This window comes from Pandoraea sp. SD6-2, from assembly GCF_000389825.1.
Classification (GTDB): Bacteria; Pseudomonadota; Gammaproteobacteria; order Burkholderiales; family Burkholderiaceae; genus Pandoraea; species Pandoraea communis.
Map to the genome: position 1 here is coordinate 44,847 of NZ_KB944425.1, position 15,007 is coordinate 59,853.

The window sequence follows — 15,007 nt, forward strand, 5'->3', positions numbered from 1 at the left end:
TCAGCCTCTCTGGTCGTAGTTGTTCAGGGTGTAGCCGCGATCGCGGTAGAAGCGATAGCGCTCCCGGGCGCCGGACAATTCGTCCGGCGTGCCGCCCACGATCTCGACCACCCGTTCGAAACGCGCGAAGTGCGTGGGCACGCCGGCCGCCAGATTGAGCAGCACCTGGTGATGCTGGGCTTCCTCGTCGGGGGCGGCCAGCACTACGGGTGTCTGCGGGGCGAGCGGGTCGCGGGTGAAGCAATGCGGCACGAATTCCAGCGGCGAAAACGTCCACAGCGCCTGATCGAATGCTCGCAGCACGTCGGGTTCGCCGACGACCACGAGCGTCTGCCCAGACCCATAGACCTTGCGCGCGAACCGGCAAGCGTATTCCAGCCGGTTCGCCACATGCGTGTGAAAGTCGACGCGGGTCACCGGGCCTCGCGATCGATCAGGAACTGCGTGAGCAACGGCACCGGACGGCCTGTTGCCCCCTTGGCCGCACCGCTCTTCCATGCCGTACCGGCGATGTCGAGGTGAGCCCAGTCGTACTTCTCGGTGAAGCGCGACAGGAAGCAGGCCGCCGTTACGCTACCCGCCGGACGCCCGCCGATGTTCGCCATGTCGGCAAAATTCGACTTGAGCTGCTCCTGATACTCCTCTTCGACTGGCAGACGCCACGCCGTATCGCCCGTCGTGCGGCCTGCGGCGAGCAGTTCATCGGCAAGGGTGTCGCTCTTCGAGAACAGCCCCGAGTTCACATGGCCAAGCGCGATGATGCAGGCACCGGTCAGCGTGGCCACGTCGATCACGGCGGCCGGCTTGAAGCGTTCCGCGTAGGTGAGCGCGTCGCACAGGATCAGTCGGCCTTCGGCGTCGGTATTCAGCACTTCGATGGTCTGGCCGGACATGCTGGTGACCACGTCCCCGGGCTTCGTCGCCTGACCGTTCGGCATATTCTCCGTAGCCGGCACAATGGCGATGACATTGAGCTTGAGGCCCATCTCGGCGACCGCGCGGATCGTCCCGAGCACGGAGCCGGCGCCGCACATGTCGTACTTCATCTCGTCCATGCCTTCGCCCGGCTTGAGCGAGATGCCGCCCGAGTCGAAGGTCACACCCTTGCCAACCAGCACGATCGGTGCCTGCTTGGCACCGCCGCCCTCATACTTGAGGACGATGAACCGCGGCGGTTGGTGCGAGCCACGCGAAACCGACAGGAACGATCCCATCTTGAGCGCTTCGATCTGCTTCGGCCCGAGGATTTCGGACTTGAGCTTGAATTCGCGCGCGAGCTTCTGCGCTTCGCCGGCCAGATAGGTCGGGGTGCACACATTGCCCGGCAGGTTGCCGAGGTCCTTGGTGAGCGCCATGCCGTTAGCGATGGCCGTGCCGCGCTTGGCCGCCAGTTTGGCGGCCTTCTCGTCTTCCCGGGCAACCGCGAAGTAGACCTTGCTCAGCACGGTGGTGGCCGGTTCGGCCTTGCTCTTCATCTGAACGAAACGGTAGGTGGCCTCGCGCAGCGCGAGCACCGAGGCGCGCACGGCCCAGGCGATGTCCTGCTTGGCGATCTTGACTTGCGCCAGCGTCCAGATGGCGTCGGTGGCGCGCGAGGCGAGCAACGTGCGCACGGCGGCGCGCGTGGCTTCGTTGAAACCCTTTTGCGTCAACTTGTCCTCGGGCCCCAGTCCGACGAACAGCACACGTGCCGGGCTCCATCCGGCAACCTCGTGCAGCATCAGCGTGCTGCCGAGCTTGCCGTTGAGTTCGCCGCGCTTGACCATGCGTGCCAGCAGGCCCTTGCTCGCGACGTCGAGCGCCTTGGCAAGCCCCGCGAGCGGCTGCTGCTCGAACACGCCGACCACCAGACACTCCGTTTTGGCGTTGGCAAGGTCGGCCTGTCCCGCCTTGGTCGAATCGAAGGCTTTTGTGCTAAAGTCCATCGCGCTTTCCTCGGGTAAAATTCGTACGAGCCGCAATTATCCGCTTTTTTCCGCGCTCACCCAACCGCAAGAGCACCCCAATCGTCATCACATGATCTTTCAGCGTTCCCTGCAGCGCGAGCTGAACTACACCGCCGGGGCCGTCTTCATGGTGCTGATCACCGTCATGCTCACCACCATGATGATCCGCATCCTGGGCTTCGCCGCGTCGGGGAAAGCCGATCCGCGCGACGTACTCGTGCTCATCGGCCTGGCCGTGATCGGCTACCTCGCGGTCATTCTGATCGTGACGTTGTTCGTCTCGATCCTGTTTGTCCTCACCCGCTGGTATCGCGACTCTGAGATGGTCGTGTGGTTTGCCTCGGGCCTGTCGATCACCAACTTCGTCAAGCCGGTGCTGCGCTTTGCCACGCCCTATCTGGCCGTGATCACGTTCTGCGCGCTGGTCGCGTGGCCGTGGGCAAATCTGCAGATCGCCACCCTTGAAGCCCGCTTTGCCCAGCGAGACGATGTCTCGATGATCTCACCGGGCCAGTTCCGCGAGAGCGCTGCGAGCCACCGGGTGTTCTTCGTGGAGACGGTCTCGCCCGACACCACCAAGGTCCACAACGTCTTCGTCTCCGGCACCGAGAACGGCAAGGTCAATGTGGTCGTCTCGAAAGACGGTCATATCGAGACGACCAAGGACGGCAACCGCTATATCGTGCTCGAGAAGGGCCGTCGCTACGACGGTGTGCCCGGTCAGCCCGATTACCGGGTCATGGAGTTCGAGCGCTACGGCGTGAAGATCGACAACCCGACAGCGGTCGACACCGACAACACCCCGACCAAGGGGGTGCCGACCATGCGCCTGTTCCGTGAGATTCAGAATCCGATCTTCCGCGGCGAAATCGTCTGGCGCATCGGCCTGCCCCTGCTCGCGCTCTCGCTCGTGCTGCTTGCCGTGCCGCTCGCCTATCAGAACCCGCGCCACGGCCGCACTGTCAATCTGGTCATGGCCGTGCTGATCTATCTCGGGTACACCAACTTGCTGAGCCTGTCGCAAGCGTATGTGGCGCAGGAGCGCTTGCCGCTGGCCCTCGGCGTATGGTTACTGCACGCGCTGGCCCTCGGTGTCATCGTGCTGCTTTATCTGCGCCGTGTGCGATTCCGCGGGCTGTTCGGCCGCCGTCGCAACCACGGCGCCGGTGGAGTGCGTGCATCGGGAGGCACTCGCTGATGCGCATCTACGAGAAATATTTCGCGCGCCAGATCTATCTCGCGTTCCTGTTCGTTTTGCTCGCGTTCGTCGGTCTGTTCGTCTTCTTCGATCTCGTGAGCGAACTGGGCGACGTCGGCCGCGGCGGTTACCGCTTCCAGCATGCCCTGGCTTATGTGCTGCTGTTCGCCCCGCAGCGGATGTACGAAATCATTCCGGTCGCCTCGCTCATTGCCGCCATCTATGTCTGCGCGCAACTGGCGGGTAATTCGGAATTCACGATCTTCCGCGTCTCGGGCCTCTCAACCGGTCAGGCGTTGCGTTCCCTGCTGAAAATCGGTTTCCCGATCGTGATGATCACCTTCGTCATCGGCGAGTACGTTGCGCCGAACGCCGAGCAGTTCGCACAGAAGATTCGTCTCGAGGCGCTGGGCAGTTCGGTCTCGGCCGGCTTTCGCTCCGGGGTCTGGGTCAAGGACACCGTCGATCAGGACGGTTCGCGTGTCACCCGCTTCATCAATGTGGGCACGCTCAACCCGGATAACACCATCGCCAACGTTCGCATCTACGAGTTCGATGACAAGCTGCGGCTCGACAGCGTACGGCTGGCGAAGCTCGGGAAGTTCGAGGCACCGAATTTCTGGAAGCTGACCGACGTGTCCGAAACGGTCTTCAGCGCAACGAGCGACGCCACGGCCAGCAACGACCCGTTGCGCGCCCTGGTGCAGAGCAAGCAGGTGCATATCGACACGGTGCAGATGCGCTCGGAACTCACGCCGCAGATTCTGTCCGTGCTGATGGTCTCGCCGGACAACATGGCCATCGGCAGTCTGTACCGGTACATTGGTCACCTGAAGGAGAATCAGCAGAACACCGACCGATACAACCTCGCGCTCTGGCAGAAGCTGCTATACCCGCTTGCCGTCTTCGTGATGATGGCGCTGGCGCTGCCATTCGCCTACCTGCATGCGCGGGCCGGGGCCATCGGTCTGAAGGTGTTCGGCGGGATCATGCTCGGCATGAGCTTCCAGTTGCTCAACAATCTGTTCTCGCATCTGGGCATGCTCAACACCTGGCCGGCGTGGTTCACGGCGGCGTTACCATCGTTGCTCTATCTGGTGCTCGCGATCGCGGCGTTGCGCTGGGTGGACAAGCACTGAGGTGCAGGCCATGCAAGGCAAGCCTGGCGTCATCCTGTTCGCTCACGGCTCTCGCGATCCGCGCTGGGCAGCGCCGTTCGAGCGGCTGCGAGACAAGCTGAGCGCGCAGCGCCCCGATGCCGACGTGCGGCTTGCCTTTCTCGAGCTGATGACGCCGAATCTTACCGACGCAGTGGCCGACATGGCATTGCAGGGCACATCCGAGATCACGCTGGTGCCGGTGTTTCTGGGTCAGGGCGGTCATGTGAGGCGCGATCTGCCCGCGCTCGCCGACGCATGCCGCGCCGCACACCCTGGCCTCGCGCTGCACGTGAGTGCAGCCATCGGGGAAGACGACAAGGTGCTCGACGCCCTCGCCGAGTACTGCGGCAGGATGATCGACGCTCACTGAGCGCGACACGGCGGCCTGCACGGCATCAAGGGATAAAAATACGGCGTCACAGACCACTGTGACGCCGTATTTGCATTGACGCTCGGAAAACGAGGTCCGAGACGATCTCGTTCAGGCGGCCATCGCCGCCTGCGCCGCCCAATCCTGCAACGAGGTAGCATCGGCATGTGCAAACGCCTCGCCGATGAGCAGGACGCTCGGCTGCGCCGCGTCGAACCACGAGGCCGCGCCCCCCTGCCGGACATCGTCCAGCGTGAGACGCACGCGCCGCTCGCGCGGTGTCGTTGCGGCTTCCACGATCGCTACGGGCGTCGATGCCGGTTTGCCTGCCGCGATCAATTCCGTCGCAATGCGCTGAGCGCTGTCACGTCCCATGTAATAGACGAGCGAATCGGCCGACGCCTGCGCCGCGATCTCCGCCGACTCGGGCGCGCGGCTTTGCGTCGCGAAGGCCACGCTGCGGGCCACGCCTCGCAGCGTCAGCGAACGCCCAAGCGCCGCCGCACTGGCCAACGCGGCCGTGATACCGGGTACGACTTCCACCGGGATACCCGCCGCCTCCAGCGCGCGCAGTTCTTCGTCTGCGCGGCCGAACAGCATCGGATCGCCGCCCTTCAAGCGCACCACCATCGCGTGGGTGCGAGCGTGATCGATCAACTGCTTGTTGATGAAGTGCTGCGCGCTCGAGCGCTTGCCGCAACGCTTGCCAACGGCAATTTGCTTGGCCTGCGCGCACAGCGCGAGCATCTCCGGCTCGACGAGCGCGTCGTGAAGCACCACGTCGGCCTGCGCCAGCAGTCGCGCGCCACGCACGGTAATCAGATCGGCCGCGCCGGGACCTGCCCCAACGAGATAGACCTTGCCCGGCGCCTGACCGGCTTGCGAAAAGGGCGTCATCATTACGCCGCCAGTGCGCGAATCATCCCCGCAGCCACCGTGTGGTGCGTGGCCTCGTCGATCAGCACGAACGCGCCCGTGGCGGGGTTTGCGTCGTACGTATCGGCAACCACCGGCTTTTGCAGACTCAACTGCACGCGACCGATGTCGTTCATGGCGAGCGTGGCCTTGTCCGTGCCGTGCGAGAGCGTGCTCACATCGAGTACCGTGTCCACGCTGCCGATCTTCACGTACACCGTGCTGGTCGCTTGCTTGAGCAAGTACTTGCGCTGCGGCGCGAGCGCGTCTTCGTCGAACCAGCAGACGTCGGCAGACAGTTTGCGCGACGGAGCGAGCGCCGACTCGGCGGCCACGAAGGTATCGCCGCGCGACACATCGACATCCTCGGTCAGACGGATCGTCACGCACTGCCCGGCGAAGGCTTCTTCGAGCAGGCCGCGCGGCCCGACGATCTCGGCGACGCTCGCCGAGCGGCCGGCCGGCAGCACGCGCAGTGCCTGACCGACACGCACCGAGCCCGACTCCACGCGTCCCATGTAACCGCGGAAGTCGTCGGCGTGCGAGCCGTCCTGACGCGCCACCAGTTGCACCGGGAAGCGCAGTTCGCCGCCCGATTGGGCGACCGGCAGCGATTCGAGCAGGTCGAGCAGTGGCTCGTCCTGATACCAGGGCATGCGCTCGCTCGCATACACAATGTTGTCGCCCTTGAGCGCGGAAACCGGCACGAAGCGCACGCCTTCGAGACCCAGAATTTGCGCCAGTTCGAGATAGGCGGCGCGAATCGCGTCGAACGTCGTCTCGCTGTAGTCGACCAGATCCATCTTGTTGATGGCCACAATCACGTGTTGCAAGCCCAGCAGCTTGACGATGGCGCTGTGACGTTTGGTCTGGGCGAGCAACTCGGTGCGGCCACCCACTTCGGTCACGCGCGTGGCATCGATCAGCACGATGGCGGCGTGCGCCGTCGAAGCGCCCGTGACCATATTGCGGGTGTACTGCTCGTGACCCGGCGTATCGGCGATGATGAACTTGCGGCGCGCGGTGGTGAAGTAGCGATAGGCGACGTCGATGGTAATGCCCTGCTCCCGCTCGGCTTCGAGGCCGTCGGTGAGCAGCGAAAAGTCGATGTCTTCGCCGGCGGTGCGCTTGTGCTTGGCGCGAGCGAGCGCGCTGAGTTGATCGGTCAGCACCGACTTGCTGTCGTACAGCAGGCGGCCGATCAACGTGCTCTTGCCGTCGTCGACGCTGCCTGCCGTGATGAAACGCAGCACGCCGAGGTCTTCCTGATGCGGGGTGAGGCTCATGATCTCTTCAACTCGATTGCGTGGCCCTGAGTGCGGCGAATCTGCGCACCCGGCGGGCCGGTGTCTCTGAACGTAGGGAGAAAGGCGGCCGTTGGACGCCTCAGAAATACCCTTGCTTCTTGCGCTGCTCCATCGCCGCCTCGGACGTCTGATCGTCCATGCGCGTGGCGCCACGCTCCGTAATGTCGGTCACGGCCGTCTCGGCAATGATCTCCACCGGGCTCCCGGCGACGCTGGCCACCGGGCACGTGCAACTGATATCGCCAACGGTGCGAAAGCGCACCGACGCCGTCTCGCTCGACTCGCCGTCCTGCTTGGGCGTGAGCGGCGTAACCGGCACGAGCAACCCGTTGCGGCGCACGATTTCGCGCTCGTGGGCGTAGTAGATCGACGGCAGGTCGAGGTTCTCGCGAGCGATGTACTGCCACACGTCCAGCTCGGTCCAGTTCGAGATCGGGAACACACGCAGGTGCTCGTCGCCATGCAGCCGCGCGTTGAACAGGTGCCACAGTTCGGGGCGCTGCGCCTTCGGGTCCCACTGACCGAATTCGTCACGGAACGAGAAGATGCGCTCTTTTGCACGCGCCTTCTCTTCGTCGCGGCGAGCGCCGCCGATCATGGCGTCGAAGCCGTGTTCGGCGATCGTTTCGAGCAGTGTCACGGCCTGGGCTGCGTTGCGCGAATCGGTCTCGCGACGCAGACGAACCGTGCCGCGGCGGATCGAGTCTTCCACGTGCCCCACGATCAGTTCGGCCCCCAGAGCCTTGGCGTGACGGTCGCGGAATTCAATCACTTCCGGATAGTTGTGGCCGGTGTCGATGTGCACCAGCGGGAACGGCAGCACCGTCTTGCGGTTCGGGCCAAGGCCGAACGCCTTGAGCGCCAAATGCAGCACCACGACCGAGTCCTTCCCGCCCGAAAACAACAGCGCGGGCTTGCGGCACTCCGCCACGACCTCGCGCAGGATGTACATCGATTCGGCTTCGAGCCAGTCCAGATGATCCATTCGCGAGCCATTGGCCTGCGCGACTTCGTGCATCGCACCCATAGTGTTCCCTTCCTTAACGATTCCGAGATTCGAATTGCCACGATGTGCCGCCACTCAGGGGCGTCGCATCGTCATATGTCTTTGCCTGATCGCATGATCCGCGTGACGCGCGGGCACTTTGCCCGCGGCACTCAGTTCGACTTCACCGAGACGGGGATCTTGCTCAGGTTGCCGGCGTGCAGACCACATTCCTTACTGTCGCGCGACTCCCACCACCAGCGCCCTGCCCGGCTGTCCTCGCCCGGGCGGATGGCGCGGGTACACGGCTCGCAGCCGATGCTCGGGTAGCCGCGCGCGTGCAGCGGATTGACCGGGACGTCGCGAGCTGTCAGGTACGCCCACACCTGCGCTTGCGTCCAGTCGAAGAGCGGGTTGTACTTGGCGATACCGCGGGCGTCATCTTGTTCGGCGAACGCCAGTTCTTCGCGTGTGACCGACTGCTCGCGGCGCTGGCCGGTGAGCCAGGCGTCGGCGTCGGCGAGCGCGCGGCCGAGCGGCTCGACCTTGCGAATCTGGCAGCACGCCTTGCGAAGATCCACGCTCTCGTAGAAGGCGTTCGCGCCATGCTCGGTCACGTATTGCTCGACGGCATCCGCCTGCGGTGCATACTGCACAACGTCGTACCCGTAGCGCGATTTGATCCGGTCGATCATGCCCAGTGTCTCCGCATGCAAGCGGCCGGTGTTGAGCGTGAAGACCGTGATCGGCAGTTGCTGTCGCAGAATCACGTGCGTGATGAGCATGTCTTCGGCGGCCAGGCTGCTGGCAAACTTCACGTTGCGATGCGAACCCGCAATGCGTGCCAGGCGCTCGGCCAGCACCGCTTCCATTTCGTCGAGCAGCGCCATGTCCTGATGCTCGGCATCGGTCGCATTCGACGGCACGGCGGCCGGGGTGGGTTCCCAGCGGGATTCGTTTCGCATTTCGCGAACTCCTTATTGTCTGTAGGGGGTGTCAGCCGACCAGCTTCACTGCCGCGAGCGTAAGCGTTGCCGCCAAGGCCCCGCGCACAATGCGCTCGGGCAGATGACGGGTAAGCTTTGCGCCCAGCCAGATCCCGGGCAGCGAGCCGATCAGCAGACTACCGAGCAGTGCCCAGTGCACTGTATCGAGCCAGATATGGCCCAGTGCGGCAATGGCGGTCAGCGGCACGGCGTAGGCAATATCGGTACCGGCGACTTCGGCCGGTTCCAATTGCGGGTACAACATCAGGATCAGCGTGGCGCCAACGGCACCGGCGCCAATCGAGGAAATCGTCACGAGCCCGCCGATCAGCGCGCCCACCATCACGGTGGCGACCGCTTGCGGGCGGCCCGTCAACTGCCAGTTCGGGTGCGCGCGCAACACGGCCAGCAGCTTCGCGCGGAACAGCAGGGAGAGCACGGTGAGCAGGACAGAAGCGGCAATCGTCAGCTTGATGACATGCAGCGCCGCATCGTCGATGCCACCCAGCCGTTTCAGGAAGAGAATGGTCACCAGCGCCGCCGGCAGCGCGCCGAGCGTGAGCCGGCGCACGATGTGCCACTTCACGTGCCCGTGCGAACGGTGCGCGACCGTGCCGAAACTCTTGGTAATCGCGGCAAACGCCAGATCCGTGCCCACGGCGACCGGGGCGGCGTAGCCAAGCAAGAGCGTGAGCAGCGGCGTCATCAGCGAGCCCCCGCCTACACCGGTCAGGCCGACCAGCAGGCCGACGCCAAATCCGGAAAGGGGTTCGAGCCACAGCGACATGTACGACGCTCCTGATGGGTGCTAAATGCCTGACGGGAATAACGTTATCGAAACAGTGGCACCCACTGTAATGAAAACGCTATATACTTCAAACGAATTAAAAATTGTTTGTATATTTTCTAAAGTTATACAAATGAACTTGCACCAGTTCCGTTTTGTGCGCGAGGCCGTTCGTCAGAATTTCAACCTGACGGAAGCCGCCAAGGCGCTATTTACCTCCCAACCAGGCGTCTCCAAGGCCATCATCGAGCTGGAAGAAGAGCTTGGTGTCGACATCTTTGCCCGGCATGGCAAGCGCATCCGTAATTTGACGGAGCCCGGGCGCATCATCTTCGAGTCCGTCGAACGAATCCTTCTAGAGGTGGAAAGCCTCAAGCGGATCGGCAAGGATTACGCTGCGCAGGATCAGGGCAGCCTGACGATTGCCACGACGCACACGCAGGCCCGGTATTCGCTGCCGCATGCGGTGGCCGAATTCAAGAAGCGTTTCCCGAAGGTTCGCCTCTCGATCCTGCAGGGCAGCCCGACGCAGATTGCTGAGATGGTGTTGCACGATCAGGCCGATCTGGCCATCGCGACCGAGGCGATCGCCGGCTATAAGGATCTGGTATCGCTGCCTTGTTATCAGTGGCAGCACGTGGCCGTGGTGCCGCCGGATCATCCGCTATTGCAATTGCCGTCCGTCGGCATCGAGGATCTGGCGAAGTACCCCCTGATTACCTATGATCCGCAGTTCGCCGGACGCGCCAAGATCGATCAGGCGTTCGCACTGCGTCATATACAGCCGGACATCGTGCTCGAAGCTATCGACGCGGACGTCATCAAGACGTATGTGGAGCTGGGGCTGGGTGTGGGGATTCTGGCGGGGGTGGCATTCGACCCGGAGCGCGACCGCAATCTCCGGGCCATCCATGTAGGGCATCTGTTCGGCACGAACGTGACTCGCGTCGCGCTGAAACAGGGCGCCTATCTGCGTGGATACGTCTTCACGATGGTTGAACTACTGTCGCCGATTCTGACCCGCAAGCTGGTCGAGCAGGCACTGCGCGGCGAACACGAGAGTTACGAGCTTTGAAGTCTTGACGCGCCGCAAAGCGGCCGCCCGTGCTGGCGAGCCCTTTCGGCGCGGTGAACGCCATCGAATTCCGCCGCGAAATTGACGCGCGCATCTTCTCTGAGCCCTCTCAAATAGTGAGTCACCGGCGCCCCCGCTCGGTTTGCGGGGCGTTTGCCCGGGTCTCCCCGCATCACCTCGTTGAATGCCTGCTGGATGTTCTCGACCTTGGCCCGCTTTTGCGGATGGTGAAGGTGCGTCGCTCTGAGGTCGTGCAGCGTCGAGCAGATGTAGGCGTATCGGAACTGCGTTTCCGGCGTGTTATCGGACGCGGAGAACGAGCGCATATTGAGATTCTTGATCGCCTTGAAAAGCTGCCGGAACGAACCCATCGTGACGCGACCTTGATTGTTTCGTGCACTCGGGCTGCAACGTGCCGCCACGGTTTCACTCAGGCTCACGAGTTGGGACGAGACAGGGGCACGGGAAAAGAACGTCATACTTGAAAAACTCCATCGAATTTCCAGGGGGATGCGCCTCCGCGAAACGCCGTCTCGGGCGATGTCCGCTGACGACGCGCGCTCCACGGCGACACGCAGGCAAAGACCGGGCCTGTGCCGGTGCGTTCCGGGCCTGACGCGGCCACGCGCGAATCGGGAAATCCCCTGCGTGCGCTCTCTGCGCGGTGCCGTCAGGCGCGGTGAGCCGGACACTATTTTTCTTCGCTGGCCTAACTCAACCTGTGCGGTATGCTTACGCGATTCGCTCAAAAGGAGACCCCATGCGCTCACCTCTTCGCGGCATCCGTTTGTCGGGCGTGCTGCTTGCCATGACCCTGACCGGTGTTGTATCGGCGGCCCACGCCGACATCACCGTCGGCATCGATCTTTCGTCGACCGGCCCGGCGGCCGCCATCGGCATTGCCAGCAAGAACGCCATGCAGCTTTGGCCTGCCCAGATCGGCGGGCAGAAGGCGCACTACCTCTTTCTCGACGACGGCTCCGACCCCGGCACGGCCGTGAAGAACGCGCGCAAGCTCATTAGCGAAAACAAGGTCGACGTGATCGTCGGCCCGAATATCACGCCGAGTGCGCTGGCCATGCTCGATCCGATTTCGGAGGCGCAGACGCCGATGATCACGTTGATCGGATCAGCCGTGGCCGTGGAGCCACAGGATGCCAAGCGTCGCTGGGCGTTCAAGATGGCGGCGAACGATTCCGCCATGGCCGACGTGATGACGCGCTACATGGCGAACCACGGCATCAAGACGGTGGGCTTTATCGGCTTCGCCGACGCGTACGGCGAGAGCTGGTGGAAGGAATTCTCGAAGTTTGCCGAACTGCGCAAGCTGAAGGTCGTGGCTCAGGAGCGCTTCAACCGGACGGACACGAGCGTCACGGGCCAGGTTCTGAAGCTGATGTCGAGCAAGCCTGACGCCATTCTGGTTGCCGGATCGGGCACCCCGGCCGCACTGCCACAGCGCACGTTGCAGGAGCGCGGCTACACCGGGAAGATCTACCAGACACACGGCATCGCAACCTACGACTTCGTGCGCGTGGGCGGCAAGGATGTGGAAGGCACGCTGTTCCCGACACAGCCGGGCGTTGTCGCCAAGACGTTGCCGGCCGGGCATCCGGCGCGCACGGCAGCGTTGGCCTTCACGAAGAAGTACGAGACGAAGTACGGCGCCGACACTGTCACGCAGTTCGCCGCCGACGCCTATGGCGTCTGGGATCTGCTCAACGATGCCGTGCCGCGCGCCGTAAAGGTGGCGGCGCCGGGCACCCCGGCATTCCGCGCGGCACTTCGAGACGCCCTTGAGTCCACGCACAATCTTGCGATTCCGAACGGCATCATGAATCTGAGCCCGCAGGATCACGTGGGGCTGGATCAGCGCGCCGGCGTGATGGGTCAGATCAAGAACGGCAAGTTCGTCTATGTCTCGGACTGATCGCGGCATGGCGACATACACCGTAGCGTTTATCGGGCTAGGCGCGATGGGGGGTCAGATGGTTCGTCATCTGATGGCTGCGGGACATCGATTGCACTTGTACGCACGCCGGCCCGAGGCCGCCGCGCCTTTCGTCGAGCAAGGGGCGAAGGTGTTCGCCACGCCCGCGCAGGCGGCAGCACAGGCCGACTTTGTCGTCACCAACGTGACGACAACGCAAGACGTGGAAGAGGTACTGCTCGGCGCGCAGGGCGTGGTGCATGAGGCGCGTCCGGGCACGATCTGCATTGATCACAGCACGATTTCGGCGGAGGCGACGCGGCGCATGGCGGCGCGTCTGGCGCGCCACGAGATCCAGTTCGTGGATGCGCCCGTGTCAGGCGGGCCGTCCCGCGCGGCAGACGCATCGCTGTCGATCATGGTCGGGGCATCGGGCGACGTCTTCGACAAGGTCAAGCCGCTGCTGTTGGTCCTGGGCACGACGATCACGCATGTGGGAGACGTTGGGGCGGGCCAGGTGGCAAAGGCCTGCAACCAAATCGTTCAGGTGATCAATATCCAGGGCATTGCGGAAGCGATGCTGTTCGCAGCGCGTAATGGCGTGGATCAGGACAAGGTCATCGAGGCGATTTCGAACGGACTGGCGGGCAGTCGAATGCTCGACATGATGGGCCCCAAGATGGCGCATCGGGATTTTGTGGCGGGGATCGAGGCACGTCTGCACGACAAGGATTTCTCGATGATTCTGGATGCAGTGGCTGACGCGGGGCTATCGCTGCCCGCGCTGACGCTGGTGAAGGGGCAGTTGTCCGTGTTGATGGAGAACGGCTGGGGCCGTGACGACACCTCGTCGCTGCTGCGCGTTCTGGAGGGGCAGCAGCAAGTTCACTAAATCCCGGCGAGGCGGGCTTGTGGCTGGGAGAAATTTCGGTCATAATCTCGCCTTCGTCCGGTGAGCCCTCGGGTTCCTCGTACGAATCACGCTGCGACACTATTCGGTGAACGCACACCCGCCCAGGTGGTGAAATTGGTAGACGCAGGGGACTCAAAATCCCCCGCCGCAAGGCGTGCCGGTTCGATTCCGGCCCTGGGCACCACTGATATTCCAAGGCATTCGGCGATCCCGCCCTTTTCTGCCCTGCTCCGCAATTCGTATTTTGCTCCGCAAAACCGGTTATTTCGTCGGTTCGACCTTGTCGCCTAGCCGGTCCCGCACATAGTGTTCCGTCATCGCCAGCGACCTGTGCCCCAACTGCTTTTGCGCTTTGCGAATGTCCCCGGTCGCCTCTGCTTTGTCGGTACCGGCCTTGGCTCGAAGGTCTCGAAACTGGAACACATCTTTCGAAATACCGGCAGCTTCGCGCGCAGCATCAAATCGACCTCGTAATCCCCTTTGCGTTAGTCTTCTGCCAGATGCGTCGAAAATTAGCGCAGATGTTGTGACGGGCTGCAAACGCCGCCGAGCGCGGATTCGTTCAAGGACTTCAGCCAACTTTCCTTGAATCGAGATCCGGAGACGCTTTCCCGTTTTTCCTTGTTGGATACAGAGCATTCCGTCGCGAATGTTCTTCTCATCGAATCTCAGCGCATCGGCCGGCCGCTGGCCTGTGAGATATGCTAAGTCCATCGCGTCCCGCAATGCTTCGTCTGCCGCGCTCCAAACAGCGTCATACATTCCATCCTCGATATAGACATCGCGCCCCTTCTCTCTGTACTTCGAGACGCCCGCACACGGGTTCGCGTGATCCGTCATCCCCCACTCTCGCGCCTTATTGAAGATGTGTGAGAACAGCGCCAATTCACGATTTGCTCTCGTTTGCCCTCCGGCGACCGGTAACGCCTGCTCCTTTGCGATTGCCATGCGCTTAGACTCCTCCACGCGCCACGTTAGATACTGCCGAATATTCAACGGCTTGATTTCGGCGAGCGGTGCAGGCGGGTCACGGTGCGGTTGATAAGGTCAGTGGGGGCTGTCATATCGGGACCTATACGGTTGCGGATGTCATTGACGCTTGAGCGACTGGCTCATAGCCGAGCGCATGCACGCGGGGAGCAGGTGGCCGTCGTAATCCATGATTCGGGCGATGAGCGCGCGCATGGTTTTGCACACGAATTGAATGCCGTCGGGACGCGTCCAGATGAAGCCCTTACCGGCTTTGATGAGGCGACGCAGTGGCAGCTTGAGGCGCAGTTGACGCCACGGCCGGTAGGTAATCGGGAGAGGTCGCGGCGCACGCCGCTGTTTGATTCGAGCGGGACAAAAGCCGCCGAATAGGTCGAGAGATAGTTGGTGAAGCATCGCAACCCCCAATTCCATCACGGCCGGTCAGCAGTGACGGTGCAAAGAA

16 protein-coding genes and 1 tRNA gene are annotated in these 15,007 nt (G+C 63.0%); 7 read left to right on the top strand and 10 right to left on the bottom strand.

Annotation, left to right across the window (positions count from 1 at the left end; genetic code table 11):
- Window positions 1-417 carry a DNA polymerase III subunit chi gene (locus tag C266_RS03760; protein WP_010804368.1) on the bottom strand — a complete coding sequence of 139 codons (417 nt, stop codon included), beginning with the start codon at window positions 415-417 and terminating at the stop codon, window positions 1-3.
- On the bottom strand, window positions 414-1,925 hold the full coding sequence (locus tag C266_RS03765) for a leucyl aminopeptidase (protein WP_010804369.1): 1,512 nt from the start codon (window positions 1,923-1,925) through the stop codon (window positions 414-416). The genes C266_RS03760 and C266_RS03765 overlap by 4 nt, the downstream gene beginning before the upstream one ends.
- A gap of 91 nt (window positions 1,926-2,016) precedes the next feature.
- Here C266_RS03765 and lptF point away from each other — a divergent pair, with 91 nt between their 5' ends.
- The 3 genes from lptF to C266_RS03780 are packed head-to-tail and all read left to right on the top strand — an operon-like array spanning window position 2,017 to window position 4,674.
- The gene (gene lptF, locus C266_RS03770; RefSeq protein ID WP_010804370.1) at window positions 2,017-3,144 is read left to right on the top strand and encodes an LPS export ABC transporter permease LptF; all 1,128 of its coding nucleotides are present in this window, start codon (window positions 2,017-2,019) and stop codon (window positions 3,142-3,144) included.
- Complete coding sequence (gene lptG / locus C266_RS03775) at window positions 3,144-4,283, top strand: LPS export ABC transporter permease LptG (protein WP_010804371.1); 1,140 nt, start codon at window positions 3,144-3,146, stop codon at window positions 4,281-4,283. The genes lptF and lptG overlap by 1 nt, the downstream gene beginning before the upstream one ends.
- A gap of 10 nt (window positions 4,284-4,293) precedes the next feature.
- The gene (locus C266_RS03780; protein ID WP_010804372.1) at window positions 4,294-4,674 is read left to right on the top strand and encodes a sirohydrochlorin chelatase; all 381 of its coding nucleotides are present in this window, start codon (window positions 4,294-4,296) and stop codon (window positions 4,672-4,674) included.
- Between the two features lie 111 nt (window positions 4,675-4,785).
- Here the strand turns inward: C266_RS03780 and cobA are convergent, their stop codons facing one another.
- From cobA to C266_RS03805, 5 genes are all read right to left on the bottom strand, one after another.
- Window positions 4,786-5,571, bottom strand: a complete 786-nt coding sequence (cobA, locus tag C266_RS03785) for a uroporphyrinogen-III C-methyltransferase (protein ID WP_036661394.1) — start codon at window positions 5,569-5,571, stop codon at window positions 4,786-4,788.
- Window positions 5,572-5,573: 2 nt separating this feature from the next.
- A complete protein-coding gene (locus tag C266_RS03790) occupies window positions 5,574-6,875 on the bottom strand; it encodes a sulfate adenylyltransferase subunit 1 (protein WP_010804374.1) in 1,302 nt (433 codons plus the stop codon).
- Window positions 6,876-6,975: 100 nt separating this feature from the next.
- The gene (cysD, locus tag C266_RS03795) at window positions 6,976-7,923 is read right to left on the bottom strand and encodes a sulfate adenylyltransferase subunit CysD (RefSeq protein ID WP_010804375.1); all 948 of its coding nucleotides are present in this window, start codon (window positions 7,921-7,923) and stop codon (window positions 6,976-6,978) included.
- Window positions 7,924-8,054: 131 nt separating this feature from the next.
- Window positions 8,055-8,771, bottom strand: a complete 717-nt coding sequence (locus tag C266_RS03800) for a phosphoadenylyl-sulfate reductase (protein ID WP_051126131.1) — start codon at window positions 8,769-8,771, stop codon at window positions 8,055-8,057.
- Window positions 8,772-8,877: 106 nt separating this feature from the next.
- On the bottom strand, window positions 8,878-9,654 hold the full coding sequence (locus C266_RS03805) for a sulfite exporter TauE/SafE family protein (RefSeq protein ID WP_010804377.1): 777 nt from the start codon (window positions 9,652-9,654) through the stop codon (window positions 8,878-8,880).
- Between the two features lie 133 nt (window positions 9,655-9,787).
- Here C266_RS03805 and C266_RS03810 point away from each other — a divergent pair, with 133 nt between their 5' ends.
- Window positions 9,788-10,729 carry a CysB family HTH-type transcriptional regulator gene (locus C266_RS03810; RefSeq protein WP_010804378.1) on the top strand — a complete coding sequence of 314 codons (942 nt, stop codon included), beginning with the start codon at window positions 9,788-9,790 and terminating at the stop codon, window positions 10,727-10,729.
- Here the strand turns inward: C266_RS03810 and C266_RS03815 are convergent.
- Complete coding sequence (locus C266_RS03815; protein WP_144265698.1) at window positions 10,717-11,169, bottom strand: hypothetical protein; 453 nt, start codon at window positions 11,167-11,169, stop codon at window positions 10,717-10,719. The two genes, C266_RS03810 and C266_RS03815, sit on opposite strands and share 13 nt — an antisense overlap.
- Before the next feature lie 320 nt (window positions 11,170-11,489).
- Between C266_RS03815 and C266_RS03820 the strand changes: the two genes are divergently transcribed.
- From C266_RS03820 to C266_RS03830, 3 genes are all read left to right on the top strand, one after another.
- Window positions 11,490-12,659, top strand: a complete 1,170-nt coding sequence (locus C266_RS03820; RefSeq protein WP_010804380.1) for an ABC transporter substrate-binding protein — start codon at window positions 11,490-11,492, stop codon at window positions 12,657-12,659.
- Window positions 12,660-12,666: 7 nt separating this feature from the next.
- Window positions 12,667-13,551: an NAD(P)-dependent oxidoreductase gene (locus C266_RS03825; RefSeq protein WP_036661395.1), complete on the top strand. Its 885-nt coding sequence runs from the start codon at window positions 12,667-12,669 to the stop codon at window positions 13,549-13,551.
- Window positions 13,552-13,671: 120 nt separating this feature from the next.
- Window positions 13,672-13,756, top strand: a tRNA-Leu gene (locus C266_RS03830).
- Between the two features lie 77 nt (window positions 13,757-13,833).
- Here C266_RS03830 and C266_RS03835 read toward each other — a convergent pair.
- Both C266_RS03835 and C266_RS03840 read right to left on the bottom strand, forming a co-directional pair.
- Window positions 13,834-14,520 (bottom strand): tyrosine-type recombinase/integrase, encoded by a 687-nt coding sequence (locus C266_RS03835; protein ID WP_010804382.1) that lies wholly within the window; start codon window positions 14,518-14,520, stop codon window positions 13,834-13,836.
- A gap of 141 nt (window positions 14,521-14,661) precedes the next feature.
- Window positions 14,662-14,958, bottom strand: coding sequence for a hypothetical protein (locus C266_RS03840; RefSeq protein ID WP_010804383.1), 297 nt, complete (start codon window positions 14,956-14,958; stop codon window positions 14,662-14,664).
- Window positions 14,959-15,007: the final 49 nt, after the last annotated feature.

Excerpts from the sequence above, each read along its gene's own strand:
- C266_RS03810 (WP_010804378.1), top strand. The coding sequence starts at position 9,788 with ATGAACTTGCACCAGTTCCGTTTTGTGCGCGAGGCCGTTCGTCAGAAT.
- C266_RS03800 (WP_051126131.1), bottom strand. The coding sequence starts at position 8,771 with ATGGCGCTGCTCGACGAAATGGAAGCGGTGCTGGCCGAGCGCCTGGCA.
- C266_RS03780 (WP_010804372.1), top strand. The coding sequence starts at position 4,294 with ATGCAAGGCAAGCCTGGCGTCATCCTGTTCGCTCACGGCTCTCGCGAT.
- C266_RS03825 (WP_036661395.1), top strand. The coding sequence starts at position 12,667 with ATGGCGACATACACCGTAGCGTTTATCGGGCTAGGCGCGATGGGGGGT.
- lptF (WP_010804370.1), top strand. The coding sequence starts at position 2,017 with ATGATCTTTCAGCGTTCCCTGCAGCGCGAGCTGAACTACACCGCCGGG.
- C266_RS03790 (WP_010804374.1), bottom strand. The coding sequence starts at position 6,875 with ATGAGCCTCACCCCGCATCAGGAAGACCTCGGCGTGCTGCGTTTCATC.
- C266_RS03835 (WP_010804382.1), bottom strand. The coding sequence starts at position 14,520 with ATGGCAATCGCAAAGGAGCAGGCGTTACCGGTCGCCGGAGGGCAAACG.
- C266_RS03820 (WP_010804380.1), top strand. The coding sequence starts at position 11,490 with ATGCGCTCACCTCTTCGCGGCATCCGTTTGTCGGGCGTGCTGCTTGCC.
- lptG (WP_010804371.1), top strand. The coding sequence starts at position 3,144 with ATGCGCATCTACGAGAAATATTTCGCGCGCCAGATCTATCTCGCGTTC.
- C266_RS03765 (WP_010804369.1), bottom strand. The coding sequence starts at position 1,925 with ATGGACTTTAGCACAAAAGCCTTCGATTCGACCAAGGCGGGACAGGCC.
- cysD (WP_010804375.1), bottom strand. The coding sequence starts at position 7,923 with ATGGGTGCGATGCACGAAGTCGCGCAGGCCAATGGCTCGCGAATGGAT.
- C266_RS03840 (WP_010804383.1), bottom strand. The coding sequence starts at position 14,958 with ATGCTTCACCAACTATCTCTCGACCTATTCGGCGGCTTTTGTCCCGCT.
- cobA (WP_036661394.1), bottom strand. The coding sequence starts at position 5,571 with ATGACGCCCTTTTCGCAAGCCGGTCAGGCGCCGGGCAAGGTCTATCTC.
- C266_RS03805 (WP_010804377.1), bottom strand. The coding sequence starts at position 9,654 with ATGTCGCTGTGGCTCGAACCCCTTTCCGGATTTGGCGTCGGCCTGCTG.